This is a genomic window from Priestia sp. YIM B13490 (genome assembly GCF_042787735.1).
Classification (GTDB): domain Bacteria; phylum Bacillota; class Bacilli; order Bacillales; family Bacillaceae_H; genus Priestia; species Priestia megaterium.
Genome location: NZ_JBHZOT010000004.1, coordinates 119,152 through 137,098 on the forward strand (window position 1 = coordinate 119,152; position 17,947 = coordinate 137,098).

A 17,947-nucleotide genomic window follows, 5' to 3' on the forward strand; every position below is an offset into this window, starting at 1 on the left:
CAGACAGCTGCTTCTTCATTTAACGATGTTTATGATTGACATTCTCATCGACTGATTCAAATAGACCATTGAAATTAGTTTGAATCGTATTTCGGTCTTTTCCATTTCGAATATCGTCATCAAGAGAGCGAGCGTTCATAAATACATCATGATCTACTTTTACTTGAACATTGTAGTCCTTTGCAATAGGCTTTACTTTATCGAGCACGTTTTGTTTTAAACGGCCGTTATTTATGTCTTTGGCCGGATCCACAGCAACTAATAGCTGATCTCCACGGACAACGGCGCGACTATTTTCTACACCTTTAACACTTGCAGCCCGATCAGCCACTTTTTCCGTAAAGTCTCTTGGATAATCTTCACCATAATACATATTAGCAACGCCATTTGTACGATCATTTGTACGATCATTTGTATTATTGATGTTTCCATAAGGGTTTGTCGGATTGTCAAAACGTCCATCACTTACGTTTAACGGATAATTAGGTGTTCCATTCCCATCTAAAACTTCAGTCATTGGACCTTTCGGATTATCTACGCGATGTTCATTCGCTTTTTCATTTGTATGATACCCAACAGGCTGTGTCGTATCTGTATAGCGCTGTTCCATACCTTGGTCTTTGTTATTACAAGCGCCAAGTCCCATCATACATGCAAAAGCTAAAGAAGTTGCTACATACCTATTCAACATAATCGCCCCCTAATTTAAGCTCTATTTACTCTGAGCTTACTATTAGGATTAAAAGACGAGCCGTTTCTTATTCGATGAAGTGTTTATAAACTCTTTACATGTCATGTAGGTTTTGTAAGTGCTGGTAAATCACTCGATAAAAATGTGTACGCTGTGACCATTCTTCGACTGATTGTTGCATTAACCTTTGGCGATTTGCCCATGATAAAGCAGAGGCATTTATATTCCAGTTTCTCATCAGCATCGATGGAAATAGTAAAGAAGCAAGAAAAAAACGCTGCTTGCTTAATTCTTTTATTTTCGAGTGTTGAAGTAGTTCTTTCATCGACCACTGGACGTAAGGCAAAAAGCGCTGCACAAGCTGAACATAGTCATAAAGAGCAGGAGCTTTAGCCGATAAGTCAAAATCAATCATAACAATACCCAAGTGGTTTGTTTTCAAGAAATTATGTGAAGCAACGTCACCGTGAATAATGGAACAGTTCAACTCACTATCTTTGAAACGTTCCATTAAGACTAAAGCTTTTTCTCCCCAATTCACAATGTCTTTATATACATGAAATTGATTAAATTCCCTAAATATATGTGAGGTTTCTCGAAAAGAGGAAAGCCGCTTTTTCCATTTTAAAATAAGATCATACTCAGAAAGCTTGGTATACGCGGCTAGTTTCTTTTTATGAACTTCTCCATGATAGCGGATCAATGCTTGTAATACTTCTTCGCGATCCTGAAAACTTTCATACGTTACCTCTTTTACTTGCTTAACAAAAGGCATCATCGCCCAATACAAATGACGGTCCTTTATATAAAGTTCACCTTCTGGGTAAGCTTCGAAATTAACAGCGTACCCTTGTTGAATCTGAGATAAAAAATGATAAACATGTTCAATTTTACTTTTGTCTCTGTATGCTTTTATTACTTTTTTTCCTTTATTCGTATCCGCTATGATGACATGAGGCTTTTTCATACGATAGGTCTCAACGTGAATATCTCTTTTTTTCAAATAGAGAAAGAGACGATTTAAATTAAAATCGTCTCGTGTATAATAATCAATCTTCATCTTCGTCGTACTCATCATATTCTGGAATACTAAATGCATTTGGGTCAAACGCAGGATACGGAGGTACACCAATCATGCCATATGGGGCTGGATAGGGTGCCCTTGGGTCCTGAAAGCCATAAGGTACCTGCTGTTGGTACTGTGGATAAGGCTGCTGTGGTGCATAGTCTTCAGGTCTTGGTTCACCGCAGCCGCAGTCTCCTTGCTGCTGTGGCGCATAGTGCTGCCCATAATGGTAAGGCGCGTTTCCATAACCATCGGAAGAACTTTCATAATGGCCACCTGTCATAGCTCCTTGTACTTGTGGATACATCGGTGCTTGATGATAGGCCGGATAAACGGGCTGCTGATATCCCCATGGAGGCGGACAAGGAGAACATTGTACCGGTCCATAGCAGCTGTGTGGCATCATTGGATACATTGGCATCGGTGCCATGTGAGCGCCCATCGCATGTTCTTCGAACGACTCGTTTTCATAACCGTGATGATACATTGGAGCCTGTTGATACATTGGCATTGGATATGGCTGCGGTGCATACATTGGCGGATGACACGGCATATAATTAAATCCGCAGCCTGGCATTACAGGCGATATCGGCATGATTGGGTAACATGGCATTTGAGGAGGCATTTCTATACTCTCCATCTCTGGACTTTCTGGCGATTCATGCTTAGGTAGTTCTTTTGGTGCTTCTTTTTTTGGAGCCTGCATCGCCATATTAACGGTGTAATAATTGTTAATATCAATCTCAGGTGCAATTGGCTTTAATTTAGGAAGCTTTGGCGCAACTGGCATTTCTTTTTTAGGCTGCGCAATGGGTGCTTCTTTTTTAGGCTGCGCGACCGGCGCTTCTTTCTTTGGCTGCGCAATCGGCGCTTCCTTTTTCGGTTGAGCAATCGGTGCTTCTTTCTTTGGCTGTGCGATTGGTGCTTCTTTTATCGGTTGCATAAACGGTGTTTGAGCAGGCTGATTAGCTGACTTTTTCTCATCCGGACTTTCATCAATTTCCGTTACTGGATAAGCTTTTGTGGATTGGTCACTATAAGGGTGTTGAACTTTAGGCATTTCTTTTATACCAGGTGAAGGAGCTCCTTCTTTTTGAACAGGCACTCCGCTTGTCGGCACTTTAATTTTCATTCCAGGCATAATCATGTCTGGATTGCTTAATTGAGAATTCGCTTTTTTTAACTCTTCAAAATTAACCCCATACTTTTCAGCGATTTTCCAAAGGGTATCCCCTTTTTGAACGATATGGATTTTCAACGTCATTCCCCTCCCGAGTAGAGTCTCTGCCATCTATATGTGCAAAATCAAAGTAAGTTCTGTTTGTTCATCACAAGATATGCCTTGAACCATTTTTTTATTCATTTTGCCCACAGTTTGGTTCAAGTTTTTATGATAAAGAAAAAAAGACTTATCAACACAAACAATATGTCAATAAGTCTTCTTTTAGACCTTCTCTTTTTAATTGTCTTAAAAATCTTTATGCTCGTTCTAACATATTCGTTAGCGCTTTGATCGCCCCTTGTGCTGTATGTTTATCCACCTTGATTTGATTCACTTCTGTTCCTTCTTCGATGCTTTCTAAAGCCCAAAGCAAGTGAGGTAAATCAATTCGGTTCATCGTCAAACAAGGACACATATAGGGATTAAGCGAAACAATTTCTTTATCCAGATGACTGTTGATAATCCGTTTTACTAAGTTCATTTCCGTGCCAATGGCCCATTTAGAGCCTGAAGGGGCTTTTTCAATTGTATCAATAATATATTTTGTAGAACCTGCATAATCTGATTTTTGCACCACTTCATAAGAACATTCCGGATGAACAATAATATTCATCTCAGGCTGCTTCTCGCGTAAATAATCAATATTTTTAACCGTGAAATTTTCGTGCACAGAACAGTGACCTTTCCACAGAATCACCTTGATATTGTTTATATCCCCTTCATATTCAAGCATTTCTTCAATAGGATTCCAAATGGCCATTTCATCTAGTCCAACACCTAAATCATAAGCTGTGTTTCTGCCCAAATGCTGATCTGGTAAAAAGAGAATGCGCTCTTTTTTAGAAAATGCCCACTCCACCATATTTTTTGCATTTGAAGATGTTACAGTTGCCCCATCATGTTCGCCCACAAAAGATTTAATTGCAGCTGTAGAATTCACATACGTAAGCGGAATAATCGTATCTCCGAAAAGATCCTGTAAGACAGGCCATGCCTTTTCTGTTTGCTGAATAGTAGCCATATCAGCCATTGAACAGCCAGCTCGCATATCGGGTAAAATGACTTTTTGATTTTCAGCTGTTAAAATATCAGCTGTTTCTGCCATGAAGTGAACGCCGCAAAACACAATATGCTCAGCTTCTCTATTTTCAGCTGCTATTTGAGCCAGCTGTAAGGAGTCTCCTACCGCATCTGCAAATTCGTACACTTCATCTTTTTGATAATGATGGCCGAGCAGAAACAATTTGCTTCCGAGCTTTTTCTTGATTTCTAGTACTCTTCTTTTCATTTCATTTTCTGTGAGCTCTATATATTTAGCGGGCAGCGTTTGCTGCTGAAGCGTTTGTAATAAACTCATGATTTCCTGTTCCCCTTTCTGTTAATAAGTCCAAGCTGATATCGATAGCCCCTGCTGAATGCGTTAAAGCTCCAAGTGAAATATAGTCCACTCCGCTGTCCCTAAAAGAATGGAGCGTGCCAAGCGTAATTCCACCGGATGCTTCTGTGACAATATGAGCGGGAACCAGTGGTATCCAATCTTTAATGACTTCTGGAGAACAGTTATCGAACATAATGACATCTGCTCCTGCCTCTATTGCTTCTAGCAACTGACTTTTGTTTTCAATTTCTACTTCCACCTTAACCATATGTCCAACCTGCTCTCTTACTTTCACAACAGCGTCTAGAATAGATCCTGCATGTGCAATATGGTTATCTTTTAACATGACGCCATCGTACAATCCAAAACGATGATTATAACCTCCTCCAGCACGAACGGCATACTTCTCTAACATTCGCATACCAGGCGTTGTTTTTCGCGTGTCACATATACGCGTATGTGAGCTGCCAAGCAGCGCTACGGCTTTGTGCGTCATCGTGGCAATGCCACTCATTCTTTGAAGTAAGTTTAAGATTACCCGTTCACCGGTCAAAATAGATCGCACGGGTCCTGAAACGGTAGCTATTTTATCTCCAGGCTTAAGAACATCTCCATCTTTTTTCTCCAAATTCACTTTCACGTCAGGGTCTATTAAATGAAATCCTTCTTTAATCAATTCCACACCTGCGATAATACCTGATTGCTTTGCCGTGAACACAGCTTCCCCTTGGTCAGACGGAGAAAAAATAGCTTCACAGGTTATATCTCCATCTCCAATGTCTTCTATAAAAAAAGACTGCAATAGTTTTTGTAATTTCAACGTGTTCATTGTGCTACCTTCACCTTTCTTTTTAGATTTTCTTGCTTATAAAATCAATGATTGTTTTGTTGAAGCAGCAGACTGCTTAATAATTCGCTTATGCTCCCATTCTTGGTTTTCATGCGGAAAGTCACTTCGGTAATGACCTCCTCTACTTTCTTTTCTTGCAAGAGAGGACTCGGCAATAAGCAGACCTGTAGCTAGCATATTGCAGATGGTCGCAGCTTTCCTCGAATATATAACTTCTTGGTCAAGAGGTATTCCATCTAGATAATTTGTGAATTCATGCACAATAGTAGACAATTCGTTTTCATGACGAATGATTCCTACACAATCCATCATTTTATGCTGAATTTGTCTTGTGGCAGGCAGTGTTTTAGGCATGTCTTTATAGACGTAACGGACGGGGGGATAACGAGATATCGTTCTCGCTTTATGTAAAATATGACGCCCTGTCCGTTTTCCAAATACAAGACACTCTAACAATGAATTGCTTGCTAGACGATTTGCTCCATGAACGCCTGTAGAAGAAGCTTCCCCCACGGCATACAATCCTTCAACGCTTGTTTGTCCGTAACCATCTACTTCAATTCCACCCATTAAAAAATGTGCGCCGGGAGTAACAGGTATTCGTTTTTTGTCCAGTTGAATTTTATACTTCCGACACAGTGCCGTAATCGTAGGAAATTTTTGTTGGAAATGAGCCACTTTTTCAATGTCTAAAAATACAGAGCTTCCTTTTTTCATTTCATTAAAAATTGTCCTTGCTACAACATCTCGCGGTGCTAAATCCTTAAAGGGATGAACGCCTTCCATTATGCGTTCATTCCATTCATTTACCAGTACGCCACCTTCACCTCGAACCGCTTCGGATACTAGACCTTTCGCTTCATTTTGATACAAAAGCGTCGGATGAAACTGAACAAATTCTAAGTCCGCTAATTTTGCTCCAGCCCTGTACGCAAGCGCTAGCCCATCTCCCGTCGCAAGCGGCTGGTTGGATGTATGCTTGTACAAAGCGCCGATTCCTCCGGTAGCAATAACCGTTTGACGAGCATGATATATAGTAATTTTGTTGTTTTCACCTTGTCCGATAGCACCTCTGCACGTTCCATCTACAGTTATTAAATGCTGAATCATTTCGTTTTCAATGACTGTAATATATGGCAGTACTTCTTTTCTCAAAAAAGCGAACAGCGCTTGTCCTGTTGCATCCCCACCTGCATGCAGAATACGATTCGTACGATGGGCTCCTTCTTTTCCAAAATGCAGCGTACCATCTGGATTTTTATCAAACTTCATTCCTTTATGAATCAATTCATTTACTACAGCCGCACCTTCTTCCACTAAAGTGCGTACCGCTTGTTCATTGCAATGCTTATTGCCCGCAACCAACGTATCATAGAGATGTTCACTCCAGTGATCGCTGCTTCCAATAGCAGCTGCTACTCCGCCTTGAGCAAGAACTGAGTTATTGCGGTCAAGTTTCCCTTTCGTTACCATTACAACTCTGTTATGACGACACAGTTCATAAGCTGCAGAAAACGCTGCTACTCCGCTTCCAATAATTAAAACATCCGCCTCTAACATTTTACACCTCTTTATTTACATGTGTCTTGACACCTATATTTACATATTATTAAATGAAAGACAAGAAGTTTTTTTATCGGAGGGAGAAAATGATTTATCTGGACTATGCAGCAACAACGCCAATGAGACAAGAAGCAATTGAGGTATATACTGAAGCGGCAACAAGCTATTATGGAAACTCCAGCAGTCTTCACACACTTGGAACACAAGCAGAAAATTTACTGACGCTATGCAGAAAAAAATTAAGCCTGTTAGTAAATTGCCGAGAGGATGATCTTTTTTTTACAAGTGGGGGAACAGAAGCTAATTACTTAGCTATTCATTCTCTTTTAAAAGGAAAAAATGATGAAAGAAAACATATAGTGACAACGAAGCTTGAACATTCTTCAGTCCTTCATACGTTGCAGCAGCTTGAAAAAGAAGGATTTTCCCTATCTTATGTACCTGTAGATCAAAGCGGAGTTGTGTCTGTAGACGACTTAAAGAAGACGATTCGACCTGACACTGTGCTAGTAGCCATTCAGCATATCAATCATGAGCTCGGTGCAATTCAGCCAGTTGAGGATATTGGCCATTTTTTATCTAAAAAAGAAATTCTCTTTCACTGTGATTGTGTTCAATCTTTTGGTAAGCTTCCTATTGATGTTAAAAAGCTGAAAGCTGATAGCATCTCAGTCTCTAGTCATAAAATTTACGGACCAAAAGGTGTAGGAATGGTATACATGAATTCAAGTTCTTCTTGGAAGCCTATTTACCATAAAGCAACTCATGAAAAAGGCTTTCGCCCTGGGACTGTAAATACAGCGGGCATTGCTGCCTTTACTGCAGCAGCTGAATGCGCATATGCAGAAATGAAAACCGCCCGAAGCCATTATGAACGCTTAAAATCGTACTTACTGGAAAACCTAGATCCTCTTGCTCCTTTTATAGAAGTAGAAGGCCTTGGGAACTCTCATTTTCCTGGAATTATTGGACTGACGTTTTCAAACATACAGGGTCAATATGTTATGTTACAATGTAATCGTCACGGAATTGCTATATCTACGGGAAGTGCCTGTCATGTAAATCAGCAGGAACCATTAGCTTCTCTGCTTGCGATTGGCAAATCGACTGAGAATGCTAAGAACTTTGTACGTATTTCATTCAGTCAACATTCAACGTTTAAGCATATTGATCGACTCATATCCGTTTTTCATTTATTACAGCAAGAATTTATGACAGTGTAAAAGGAGGGATTAAAGGTGCCAGGAACTCAAAAGAAAATTCTTGGAGAAGAAAGAAGAGAACTTATTCTACAATGGTTACAAACAGAGAATAAACCAATGACAGGCAGTGAGCTTTCGAAACGAACGAACGTTAGCCGCCAAGTCATTGTACAAGATATTTCGCTGCTTAAAGCTAAAAATGAGCCCATTATCGCAACAAGCCAAGGATATATTTACATTCAAAATCCATCTCAAACTACCGTGCATCAGCGAATTATTGCCTGTCAGCATACGCCAGAAGATGCTAAAAAGGAGCTTCTCCTGCTTGTTGACCACGGCGTTCTCGTAAAAGATGTAACAGTTGAACATCCTGTGTATGGTGAATTAACTGCTTCCGTTATGATTCAAACCCGAAAAGAAGTAGAAACGTTTATAGAAAAAATTCAAGAAACAAACGCAACTTATTTATCTCAGCTAACAGATGGGATTCACCTTCATACGATTGAAGCAGATACAATTGAAAAACTGAATGCTGCCTGCTTAGCTCTTGAAGCGGAAGGCTATTTAGTTTCGAATGAATAAAAAGGTGTTATAACAAAAAAATCCCGCTTTAAAGCGGGATTTCTGTTTCAAGTAGTGTATGGGGATAGCTTCCTAAAAGCTCTACGCTACAGCCTAGTGCCTCAAGTTCAGCCATAGCCCCAGGGATTAATACTTCATCCATTTTTTGTTCAATATCAACGATAAAGAAATAGTTTCCAAGCCCTGTTTTCATAGGACGGGATTCTATTTTAGACAGATTTAGCTTACGCCAGGAGAAGGCTGAAAGCACTTGATGAAGTGCTCCTGCCTGATCAGATGGAAGTGTAATCATTAACGTGGTCTTGCACCCATTTCCAGCTAAAAATGGCACCTCTTGCGCTCCATCTTTATGCAAAATAACAAACCTCGTTGTATTATGATCATAATCATGAATGTTCGGGCAGGCAATATGTAATCCATATTCATGGGCTGCTAACCCATTCGCAATAGCTCCAATATTAAGCTCAGGGTGTTCGCTTACATACTTAGCAGCAAACGCCGTTGATGTCATCTCTTCTACTGCAGTTGACGTACATTCTCCGTGTAAAAATTTATGACACTGCGCAATTGCATGAGGATGAGAATAAATCGTTTCAATGTTTTTCCACTGTTCTGCACGAGATGGATGAACCATTAAATGCTGACGAATTGGAAGCACAATTTCTCCAACAATCGGCAGACGACGTTCATGAATAAGATAATCAAGTGTTAAATTTACAGATCCTTCAAGTGCATTTTCTAACGGTACAATTCCATACTCAATTTCTCCGTTATCCACTGCATCAATGCATGCTGGAATTGTTTTGTATGGAATATGGTCGTGCTGTTTAAATACGCCTTGGACGGCTACATGTGTAAATGTTGCCTTTGGTCCTAAATATCCTACTTTCCCCACAATCATGCCTCTCCTTATCTATATCTGTTTGCCATTATGCCCCTGAACCAAGCACGTCCACTTTATCTACAAACTCTAAGCTTTTCAGTCTTCGCAGCATTTCATTTAATTCAACATTCATGCTTGCTGTATCTAATGAAAGAGTTACGTTGGCACGCCCTTGTAAAGGGATGGTTTGGTGAATCGTTAACACATTGCATCCTGATGATGCAACGGTGCTTAATAAATGTGATAAAGTTCCTGATCGATCTTCAATATGAAAAAATAATGAAATAATTCGCTGTTTGACAACCGTCTGAAACGGAAAGACCGTGTCGCGGTACTTATAAAAAGCACTGCGACTCAAGTCTACGGCTTGTACAGCATCTGCTACCGATTCAGCTTTTCCCCGTTCAATTAACAGCTTCGCATCCAATGTTTTTTTCATCGCTTCTGGTAATACATCTTCGCGAACTAAATAAAACTGCTTATCGCTCTTATGCAAGTAAAGCCCCTCCCCTTATCCTATGAACAACAATTAGTCAATAAATTCAAATTCATATTCAAACAGCTTTACAATATCGCCATCTTTTGCTCCTCGTTCACGAAGGGCTTCATCGACGCCCATGCCTCGAAGCTGACGCGCAAATCGACGAACGGATTCTTCACGTGAGAAGTCAGTCATCTTGAATAATTTTTCGATTTTTTCACCGCTTAATACGTATGAGCCATCGCTATCACGCGTAATAACAAATTCCACTTCTTTCTTTTCATGCTTGTACAGTACGCGGTGCATAGATAGATCTTCCTCTTCTTGCATTGGGAATTCCGGCGTAGTTTCTACAAGATCAGCTACTGTAAATAACAGTTCGCGGATTCCATTACGCGTTGCTGCAGAAATTGGAAAGACTTTCACTTCGTCTCCTACTTTTTCTTTGAATGCAGCTAGATTCTCTTCAGCTTGCGGGATATCCATTTTATTTGCTACCACTACTTGCGGACGTTCTGTTAAACGCATATTATATTGACGCAGCTCTTCATTGATGGTTAAGTAATCTTCATATGGATCACGGCCTTCTAAACCTGACATATCGATTACATGGACAATAACGCGGGTACGTTCAATGTGACGTAAAAACTGATGACCTAATCCTACACCTTCATGTGCACCTTCGATTAGCCCTGGTAAATCTGCCATCACAAAACTGCGATTATCTTCTGTTTCAACTACTCCTAAATTCGGATTAATTGTTGTAAAATGATATTCAGCAATTTTTGGCTTTGCAGCAGACGTTACGGATAATAACGTTGACTTTCCAACACTTGGAAAACCAACTAATCCTACATCGGCTAATACTTTTAATTCAAGAATTACATTTCTCTCTTTACCTGGCTCTCCATTTTCTGAAAGCTCCGGTGCTGGATTTGCAGGTGTAGCAAAACGCGTATTCCCACGCCCTCCGCGTCCACCTTTAGCAATCACTGCGCGCTGGCCGTGCTCAACTAAATCAGCAATCGTTTCGTTCGTATCTTCATCTAACACAACCGTACCTGGTGGAACTTTTACAACCATCGGCTCAGCGTTACGTCCGTGCTGTCCTTTTGACATTCCATGTTCACCGCGGCTTGCTTTAAAGTGACGCTTATAGCGGAAATCCATCAGCGTACGCAATCCTTCTTCTACTTCAAAGATGACATCTGCACCGTGACCACCGTCACCACCTGCAGGACCTCCTTTTGGTACGTACTTTTCGCGACGAAAGGCAACCATTCCATTTCCTCCGTCGCCACCTTTTACATATACCTTGACCTGATCTACAAACATTTCTTTTTCACTCCGTTCTATATCTTAGCTCCTGCAATAGCAAAAGCGCTGTTAACTTATTGTGAGCATAAGGCTAAATTCATCTTCAGACATATGCTGTTCAACCAATGCAACTCCTTGAGCGCACTCATAACATTGTAGCTTGTTTTGTAGCTTCTGTATATCTGTTAGTATTCCACTAAAGTCAAAAAAGAAACGAATTCCCTGTTCTTCAATGCATACTGAAATACTCAAATAGTTTTCTGCATGATAATCAACATATTTTTCGAGTGCTTCTGTCAAATAGCAACACCAGTTGTATACGAACTCATCGTATTGTGATAAATCCTTCAATTCTCCGAGCACTTCCACATCTAAGCGAACAGCATGGTTATTCCAATGATAGGTCATAACAAAGCCCGCAAACAGTCGCATATTGATGTTTGTTAACTTGGATTCATGTTTGGATTCATTTACAATTTCTTCAATGATTTCATTCGCTCGATCAAGCCGATTCAACGCTAGATTGCCTTTGATTAATTGCAGCTTATTTAACCAATCATGCCGCGCGTATCTTAATACTTCTACGACATCCCATTCTTTTTCCATCTTAGCACTCCTAACTTTGACTCGAGCATAAGTATTTCACAACGCTGACAAACATCTCGTATCAATCTTCTTAGATATGTTCGATTATAACAAATTCCAATGGGTAATAGGTGAAATATTCTACAAAAAGAAAACTCTAACCTACTTGGGTTAGAGTTTTCTTTTTGTATCTTATGCTTCTTGAGCAACAGGGTATACAGATACTTTTTTACGGTCACGACCGAAACGTTCAAATTTAACGATACCGTCGATTTGAGCGAATAAAGTATCATCTCCACCACGACCTACGTTTGCACCTGGGTAAATTTTAGTACCGCGTTGACGGTATAAAATTGAACCACCAGATACGAATTGGCCATCAGCACGTTTAGCACCAAGACGTTTCGAGATTGAATCACGACCGTTTTTAGTACTACCTACTCCTTTTTTAGAAGCGAAGAATTGAAGGTCTAATCTTACTAACATGACATCCACCTCCTGTTTAGTTGTCGTTAATTTTTATATAATTACTGTAATCTAATTCGATCGTTTTCAGTGAAACAACCATACCTTCTAATAGCAATTGAATCTGTTCCAATGTGAACGAATCCACATCTTTTGGAATCTCACAACGGAGATACCCACCATCTCCACCTTGCTCTAAGTGCGGTTCAACCCCACTTATTGAAAAGATAGCATTAATTGTCCCAAATGAAACTGCAGATGCTCCCGCACAAACAAGATCTTTTCCGTGTTCGGAAAAGTCAGCATGTCCACTCATCGTGAACCCGTCAACTTTCTTATTTGCATCACGAGAAATCGTCACCTTAATCATTTGTTATAATTACGCGTTGATAGCGTCGATTACAACTTTTGTGTAAGGTTGACGGTGACCTTGCTTACGACGATAGTTTTTCTTTGCTTTGTATTTAAATACAGTGATCTTTTTAGCGCGACCTTGTTTTTCAACTTTAGCCGTAACTGTTGCACCTTCTACGAAAGGAACACCAACTTTCACGCTGTCGCCACCTACAAATAATACTTTGTCAAAAGTAACTGTTTCGCCTTGTTCACCAGCAAGTTTTTCAACGTAGATTGCTTGACCAGCCTCTACTTTAATTTGCTTACCACCAGTTTCAATAATTGCGTACATTCTCTGCACCTCCTCTAAAAACTAAGACTCGCCATCACAGGTGTTCAAGTGAACTTAAAACCTGTTCTGAGCGGTTGTAGCACGGGTGCTACAAACCAACATATTAAATCTTACTACAAATCAAAGGTTAGTGTCAATTGGAATTCATGTTTTCTTCTAAAATTTTATATAGAAGCAGAGACCCTTTTTTGGATCTGCTCATTCGACCCCAATTGACGCAAAACAAATGCGTTTGTATAATCATTGCTTGGCGTAAGATATACGGTTTTTTTTACCATTTTCTCTAAAGCGTTGAGAAATCCTTGAGCCTTCATTTCATTTATAACATCACTTCGCGCCTCAATCCAAATAGCCTCTTCTTCCGCGCCGCGATGTTCCCAAATTACACGTTCAATTTGAAAAGCAGCCGTTTTGGAATCAATCATTTTACCGGTTCCTTCACATACTTCACAAGGCATAGTTAATGTTGATCCAATACTATTGCGCACTTTCTTCCGCGTTAATTGCAATATGCCAAGCTCTGTAAAGCCAACTACATTCGTCCGCACTTCATCTTGTTCACATAGCTTTTTCATGTATCTTTCTACTTCTGTCCGATCTTCTTTATGAGGCATATTTATAAAATCAATTAAGATCATGCCGCCTAAGTGACGTAATTGCATCTGTTTGGACAGTTCATACGCAGCTTCCATATTTGTTTGAAGCATTGTCTTTCGAATATTATCTTTTCCTGAAAACTTCCCCGTGTTCACATCCACGACCGTCATCGCTTCCGTTTCGTCAATAACGATATAGCCTCCGCTTTTGAGCCACACGATTCGCTTTAAAAGCTTCTCTATTTGCCGTTCCACATCGTAAAAAGAGAAAATATTTTCATTTCCTTTATAGTACTCTATTGACGAGTTAGGGTAGGTAGTTTGAAGATGCTGATATAGCTCGAAGTCATCTACTACTATCCCATCAATTCCTTGTTGAAGTGCAGCTTCCACTCTTGTTTCGAGAAAATCTTGTCCTTTGCTGACTAGGGCAGGAGCTTTCATTCCCTGTGTCTGTCGTTCAAGGCGCTCATATTTTTTCTGTAGCTCTTTTATTTTATGTTGGACCGCGGCTTCTGATTTTTCTGCAATCGCTGTTCGAAATAAAAAGCCTTCCATCCCTTGTTTTAACCGCTCACCAAGCTGTTTCCACTGTTGTCGTTTTGGCTCAGCTATTTTTTTGGATACAGCGACATAGTTTCCGTGCGGTAAATATACAAGCTCATCAGAAGAAAATTCAATGATACCCGTCAGCTTGGGCCCTTTTGTCCCAATGCCTTCTTTTACAACTTGAACCAATACTTTTTCTCCTTCACGGATAAAAGCAGACATCGGCTGCTGATCTTTGTGAGGATTCTCTGACTGCTGATAGGATACAAGTTCATTTCGATGAATAAATCCGTTCATTGATAAACCGATATCGATAAAGGCTGCTTGCATATGCGGTAGTACTTTTACTACTTTACCCCAATATATATCACCAATAATCTGATTCTCGCTTTGTTCTTGTAAATAGATTTTTTCTAGTGCTTTATCGTTTATCACGGCTATACGTTTTGAAGAAGTAGCCGCGTTAATAATACATGCCTTCACATACATTGCCTCACTTTAATCTAAATTCATAGGAAAAAGTTCGGTCAGTGCACCGAACTTTTTCATTCTATTCTATGTTACTAGAAATCAATAAACTGTTACAAGTTCGTCTAGTTGGCTATTTGTTCTTTTTTCTACAAAGTAAGCGTGTAAAAGTTCATTTTCATCAATTTGTACATGCTCGCCTGTTTGAGATGTAGCAATAATCATATGCTTACAACCTCTTTGGAATTTTTGCAGAACTTGATGGAGCGTCTCACTGGTTGATACACTTAGTGTTTTTAAAGCTCCAATTTGATGCTCTTTGCCATGATATCTCTCCAACAAAAAGCGCATGTAGACAAATTGCCTGCTCTTCCATTCTAAATATCCGGATATAATTAAAAATGAAATAACAATCCATAAGTGCAGCTGAAAAGGATGCATAATGACGGCATAAATAATACCAACAGCTAAAAAAAACGTTGATAACCGGAGCGCAAGCTTATGCGCTTCTAAAAATGGTAAAGACCGACTGCAAATTAAAAAAAGCAGCTTCCCTCCGTCCAATGGCCAAATGGGCAAAAGATTAAACAGTAAAATCACCGTGCATTGAAACATAAATTGCTCATACGTTTCCAAAGACAACACATTTATTTTCATTAATAAGAAAGCAGCTCCAAACATCCAGAGATGCTGAAGAGGTCCACTTATTATCACAATAAACTCTTCTCGAAATGGACGATTCCCATGTTCATCTACTTCTGCTACTCCCCCAAAAGGTAAGAGCATAATTCTGCGAATCCGCCAAGAAAAACACTGAGCCGCTACGGCGTGGCCCAGTTCATGAATAATTACAATAATAAATAACAAAAAAAGCTGCTTTACCGTAGCCGTTAAGATACCAATTACGAAAATCCCCCAAAACAATGGATGAATGTGAATTTTCATCAATAACGAAAAAGCACTATTCAAATTGAATCACCTGACTAGGATCAACAAACTTATCGCCTTTTTTAATAGCAAAATAGAATGTTCCAGCATCGCCTTTTTTACTGTTTTCCACAATTCCTACTTCTTTGCCTTTATTCACAAAATCATACATACTAACATTGATTTTTTTGAGCTGTCCATACCAAGTTTCGGTTCCATCGGCATGTTGAATAATAACGGTATTCCCAGTATCATCACGTTTCCCTACATACCTTACGATACCTTCACTCATTGCTTCTACAACCGAATCCACTCCTGTTTGAACCGTCACGCCTTGCTTACTTTGAGCAAATGTTTCCGTTACTTTCCCTGAAGCTGGAGTAGCATATTCTCCGCTTACACTTTGCTCCGTTTTGCTAGACTGTTTATTCGGCAATAGCGTTAACGGCTTCCCAAACTTATCTTCGTACCAGGAGGAAACAGCTGCAAACTGAAATTCTTTATCCATTGTTTGTTGAACCACCACTCTGGCATGTTCAAAAGTAGGAGAAGCGTTCTTGAACATAATCCCTACAATTAACACTAAGCAGGCTGAAGCTAAAATTTTAAATAAAAAGCGTTCTTTTCGAAATAACGGGTGATATTCCTTTGCTGATGGTGTGTATTCAACCGCAGAATAATCCATCGATCCATATTTTTCTTCTTCACTCATTAAGGACGTATGAAGAGGTTCTTGAGGAAGACGCTTTGTTGTATTTAATTGTTTTCGCTTACGCTCAGCAATTCGTTTACGGATTTCATCAGCACGTCGATTCATGATTCATCATTCTCCTTGTTCTTATCGTATAATCAACTATATGACTTGTCCGTGGAGCTTATGACAGCTTGACTCTACAAAATCAAACAAATAAAAAAAGCTTCCTCTATCGGAAGCTTTTTAAGAACGAACACCAAAGAATCGTTTAATACGTGCAAACATTCCCTTATCTTCTTCATCTAACGATTGAAGAGGAACCGTTTCACCTAGAATACGTCTTGCAATATTACGATATGCAATTGATGCTTTGCTTGATGGGTCCATGACAATTGGTTCACCGTTGTTAGAAGCACGAATAACATTTTCATCGTCAGCAACGATTCCAATTAAATCAACAGCTAGAAGCTGAGAAATTTCTTCCACGTCCAGCATGTCTCCATTTTTCATCATATGACTACGGATTCGGTTAATAACCAGTTTTGGAGACTCGATATCCTCTTGCTCCAATAATCCAATAATACGGTCAGCATCACGAACAGCTGAAACTTCCGGTGTTGTCACAACGAGTGCCTTATCAGCGCCAGCTACGGCGTTCTTATAGCCTTGTTCAATACCAGCTGGGCAATCAATAACCACATAGTCATAGTCTTGCTTTAACTGAAGAACTAACTCTCGCATTTGTTCTGGTTGAACAGCTGTTTTGTCACTCGTTTGAGCAGCAGGAAGTAAGTACAAACATTCAAAACGCTTGTCCTTAATCAAGGCTTTTTGCGGTTGGCATCGACCTTCTACCACGTCTACAAGATCATAAATAATACGATTTTCAAGCCCCATTACAACATCCAAGTTGCGTAAGCCGATATCAGTGTCTACTAGACACACCCGCTTTCCAGCTAATGCTAGAGCAGTACCTAAATTGGCTGATGTCGTTGTTTTTCCAACTCCACCTTTACCAGACGTAACAACAATAGCCTCTCCCACTGTCAAATTCTCCTTTCTACCCTGGTCAAATTCGGTCTTAGATGCGGTAAAGTTTGCACGCGATCTATTACCATTTGATCATTATCATCTAAGTATGCACATTCCATTATATTCTCTTCCTTCTCACTGCGCTCTTCTTCTGATCGGGTAATAATATCAGCAATGCGCAGCTGTGAAGGTTTCATTAACGATGCAGCAATAACGGCGTTTTTATTGCCGCGATATCCTGCATGAGCAATCCCTTTTAAAGCACCTAATACAAATAAATTTCCTCCAGCTACAACGGTTCCTCCGGGATTTACGTCTCCGACTAGAAGCAAATCGCCTTCTACATGGAGAACCTGTCCTGAACGAACTACCTTTGTAACAGATACTAATTCACTTTCTTCTCTTACGCGGACTGCATCTTGCTTTAAAATAACGTTACTATCAATTTGTTTAACTACTAAATACTGATTTTCTTCTATGAGCGCCTTCAATTCGGTTTCCTGCTCTGTAGTTAAATAACGATTTCCGATTTTGACATACACTGTGACGATCTGATCGGCATCGCCATGCTTATTTGTCAAAAGCTTCGTCTTAAGTTCCGTCAAAAGCTCTGCAAATGAACATGTATCATTGAGATGCAACGTTAATCCATCTTTTGTTCCTTTAATTGTCACATTTTGTTGCTTTTGTTTATTCAAGACGCTCACC

General features: G+C 39.8%; 20 protein-coding genes and 1 other annotated feature. Of the genes, 2 read left to right on the top strand and 18 right to left on the bottom strand.

The window, feature by feature from the left end; all coding sequences use genetic code 11:
* Positions 1–19 precede the first annotated feature (19 nt).
* The 6 genes from ACFX4R_RS14985 to nadB form a co-directional block, all read right to left on the bottom strand.
* On the bottom strand, positions 20–691 hold the full coding sequence (locus tag ACFX4R_RS14985) for a YhcN/YlaJ family sporulation lipoprotein (RefSeq protein ID WP_165575786.1): 672 nt from the start codon (positions 689–691) through the stop codon (positions 20–22).
* 94 nt (positions 692–785) lie between these two features.
* Positions 786–1,751, bottom strand: coding sequence for a phosphotransferase (locus tag ACFX4R_RS14990; RefSeq protein WP_241771328.1), 966 nt, complete (start codon positions 1,749–1,751; stop codon positions 786–788).
* Entirely contained in the window at positions 1,741–3,021 is a 1,281-nt protein-coding gene (gene safA / locus ACFX4R_RS14995) for a SafA/ExsA family spore coat assembly protein (protein ID WP_043976124.1), read from the bottom strand. Before safA ends, ACFX4R_RS14990 begins: the two co-directional genes overlap by 11 nt.
* A 214-nt stretch (positions 3,022–3,235) precedes the next feature.
* On the bottom strand, positions 3,236–4,336 hold the full coding sequence (nadA, locus tag ACFX4R_RS15000) for a quinolinate synthase NadA (protein ID WP_377569885.1): 1,101 nt from the start codon (positions 4,334–4,336) through the stop codon (positions 3,236–3,238).
* Entirely contained in the window at positions 4,293–5,186 is an 894-nt protein-coding gene (nadC, locus tag ACFX4R_RS15005; protein ID WP_195695863.1) for a carboxylating nicotinate-nucleotide diphosphorylase, read from the bottom strand. The genes nadA and nadC overlap by 44 nt, the downstream gene beginning before the upstream one ends.
* Before the next feature lie 36 nt (positions 5,187–5,222).
* A complete protein-coding gene (gene nadB, locus ACFX4R_RS15010; RefSeq protein WP_377569887.1) occupies positions 5,223–6,767 on the bottom strand; it encodes an L-aspartate oxidase in 1,545 nt (514 codons plus the stop codon).
* A gap of 89 nt (positions 6,768–6,856) precedes the next feature.
* Between nadB and ACFX4R_RS15015 the strand changes: the two genes are divergently transcribed.
* Both ACFX4R_RS15015 and ACFX4R_RS15020 read left to right on the top strand, forming a co-directional pair.
* The gene (locus ACFX4R_RS15015) at positions 6,857–7,993 is read left to right on the top strand and encodes an IscS subfamily cysteine desulfurase (protein ID WP_377569889.1); all 1,137 of its coding nucleotides are present in this window, start codon (positions 6,857–6,859) and stop codon (positions 7,991–7,993) included.
* A 15-nt stretch (positions 7,994–8,008) separates the two neighbouring features.
* A complete protein-coding gene (locus ACFX4R_RS15020; RefSeq protein WP_043976116.1) occupies positions 8,009–8,554 on the top strand; it encodes a transcription repressor NadR in 546 nt (181 codons plus the stop codon).
* Positions 8,555–8,582: 28 nt separating this feature from the next.
* Here the strand turns inward: ACFX4R_RS15020 and pheA are convergent, their stop codons facing one another.
* The 12 genes from pheA to minC all read right to left on the bottom strand — a co-directional run bounded on the left by pheA (position 8,583) and on the right by minC (position 17,937).
* Positions 8,583–9,455 carry a prephenate dehydratase gene (gene pheA, locus ACFX4R_RS15025; RefSeq protein WP_028410569.1) on the bottom strand — a complete coding sequence of 291 codons (873 nt, stop codon included), beginning with the start codon at positions 9,453–9,455 and terminating at the stop codon, positions 8,583–8,585.
* A 28-nt stretch (positions 9,456–9,483) separates the two neighbouring features.
* Positions 9,484–9,933: an ACT domain-containing protein gene (locus ACFX4R_RS15030; RefSeq protein WP_013059332.1), complete on the bottom strand. Its 450-nt coding sequence runs from the start codon at positions 9,931–9,933 to the stop codon at positions 9,484–9,486.
* 33 nt (positions 9,934–9,966) lie between these two features.
* Complete coding sequence (gene obgE, locus ACFX4R_RS15035; RefSeq protein WP_013085117.1) at positions 9,967–11,253, bottom strand: GTPase ObgE; 1,287 nt, start codon at positions 11,251–11,253, stop codon at positions 9,967–9,969.
* 51 nt (positions 11,254–11,304) lie between these two features.
* Positions 11,305–11,841, bottom strand: coding sequence for a Spo0B C-terminal domain-containing protein (locus ACFX4R_RS15040; protein ID WP_013085118.1), 537 nt, complete (start codon positions 11,839–11,841; stop codon positions 11,305–11,307).
* A gap of 171 nt (positions 11,842–12,012) precedes the next feature.
* The gene (gene rpmA / locus ACFX4R_RS15045; protein WP_013059335.1) at positions 12,013–12,306 is read right to left on the bottom strand and encodes a 50S ribosomal protein L27; all 294 of its coding nucleotides are present in this window, start codon (positions 12,304–12,306) and stop codon (positions 12,013–12,015) included.
* Positions 12,307–12,322: 16 nt separating this feature from the next.
* The gene (locus ACFX4R_RS15050) at positions 12,323–12,655 is read right to left on the bottom strand and encodes a ribosomal-processing cysteine protease Prp (RefSeq protein WP_013059336.1); all 333 of its coding nucleotides are present in this window, start codon (positions 12,653–12,655) and stop codon (positions 12,323–12,325) included.
* Positions 12,656–12,664: 9 nt separating this feature from the next.
* Entirely contained in the window at positions 12,665–12,973 is a 309-nt protein-coding gene (rplU, locus tag ACFX4R_RS15055; protein WP_013059337.1) for a 50S ribosomal protein L21, read from the bottom strand.
* Positions 12,974–12,987: 14 nt separating this feature from the next.
* Positions 12,988–13,059 (bottom strand) — a sequence feature (ribosomal protein L21 leader region).
* A 78-nt stretch (positions 13,060–13,137) separates the two neighbouring features.
* Positions 13,138–14,607: an Rne/Rng family ribonuclease gene (locus tag ACFX4R_RS15060; RefSeq protein ID WP_280560353.1), complete on the bottom strand. Its 1,470-nt coding sequence runs from the start codon at positions 14,605–14,607 to the stop codon at positions 13,138–13,140.
* An 81-nt stretch (positions 14,608–14,688) separates the two neighbouring features.
* Positions 14,689–15,555 (bottom strand): M50 family metallopeptidase, encoded by an 867-nt coding sequence (locus ACFX4R_RS15065; RefSeq protein ID WP_280560354.1) that lies wholly within the window; start codon positions 15,553–15,555, stop codon positions 14,689–14,691.
* Positions 15,548–16,330 (bottom strand): M23 family metallopeptidase, encoded by a 783-nt coding sequence (locus ACFX4R_RS15070; RefSeq protein ID WP_043976110.1) that lies wholly within the window; start codon positions 16,328–16,330, stop codon positions 15,548–15,550. The genes ACFX4R_RS15065 and ACFX4R_RS15070 overlap by 8 nt, the downstream gene beginning before the upstream one ends.
* 120 nt (positions 16,331–16,450) lie before the next feature.
* The gene (gene minD / locus ACFX4R_RS15075) at positions 16,451–17,251 is read right to left on the bottom strand and encodes a septum site-determining protein MinD (RefSeq protein WP_013059341.1); all 801 of its coding nucleotides are present in this window, start codon (positions 17,249–17,251) and stop codon (positions 16,451–16,453) included.
* A 2-nt stretch (positions 17,252–17,253) separates the two neighbouring features.
* On the bottom strand, positions 17,254–17,937 hold the full coding sequence (minC, locus tag ACFX4R_RS15080) for a septum site-determining protein MinC (protein WP_013059342.1): 684 nt from the start codon (positions 17,935–17,937) through the stop codon (positions 17,254–17,256).
* Positions 17,938–17,947: the final 10 nt, after the last annotated feature.

Excerpts from the sequence above, each read along its gene's own strand:
- ACFX4R_RS15070 (WP_043976110.1), bottom strand. The coding sequence starts at position 16,330 with ATGAATCGACGTGCTGATGAAATCCGTAAACGAATTGCTGAGCGTAAG.
- safA (WP_043976124.1), bottom strand. The coding sequence starts at position 3,021 with ATGACGTTGAAAATCCATATCGTTCAAAAAGGGGATACCCTTTGGAAA.
- nadA (WP_377569885.1), bottom strand. The coding sequence starts at position 4,336 with ATGAGTTTATTACAAACGCTTCAGCAGCAAACGCTGCCCGCTAAATAT.
- ACFX4R_RS15060 (WP_280560353.1), bottom strand. The coding sequence starts at position 14,607 with ATGTATGTGAAGGCATGTATTATTAACGCGGCTACTTCTTCAAAACGT.
- ACFX4R_RS15050 (WP_013059336.1), bottom strand. The coding sequence starts at position 12,655 with ATGATTAAGGTGACGATTTCTCGTGATGCAAATAAGAAAGTTGACGGG.
- pheA (WP_028410569.1), bottom strand. The coding sequence starts at position 9,455 with ATGATTGTGGGGAAAGTAGGATATTTAGGACCAAAGGCAACATTTACA.
- rplU (WP_013059337.1), bottom strand. The coding sequence starts at position 12,973 with ATGTACGCAATTATTGAAACTGGTGGTAAGCAAATTAAAGTAGAGGCT.
- rpmA (WP_013059335.1), bottom strand. The coding sequence starts at position 12,306 with ATGTTAGTAAGATTAGACCTTCAATTCTTCGCTTCTAAAAAAGGAGTA.
- ACFX4R_RS15040 (WP_013085118.1), bottom strand. The coding sequence starts at position 11,841 with ATGGAAAAAGAATGGGATGTCGTAGAAGTATTAAGATACGCGCGGCAT.
- obgE (WP_013085117.1), bottom strand. The coding sequence starts at position 11,253 with ATGTTTGTAGATCAGGTCAAGGTATATGTAAAAGGTGGCGACGGAGGA.
- ACFX4R_RS14985 (WP_165575786.1), bottom strand. The coding sequence starts at position 691 with ATGTTGAATAGGTATGTAGCAACTTCTTTAGCTTTTGCATGTATGATG.
- nadC (WP_195695863.1), bottom strand. The coding sequence starts at position 5,186 with ATGAACACGTTGAAATTACAAAAACTATTGCAGTCTTTTTTTATAGAA.
- ACFX4R_RS15015 (WP_377569889.1), top strand. The coding sequence starts at position 6,857 with ATGATTTATCTGGACTATGCAGCAACAACGCCAATGAGACAAGAAGCA.
- ACFX4R_RS14990 (WP_241771328.1), bottom strand. The coding sequence starts at position 1,751 with ATGAAGATTGATTATTATACACGAGACGATTTTAATTTAAATCGTCTC.
- nadB (WP_377569887.1), bottom strand. The coding sequence starts at position 6,767 with ATGTTAGAGGCGGATGTTTTAATTATTGGAAGCGGAGTAGCAGCGTTT.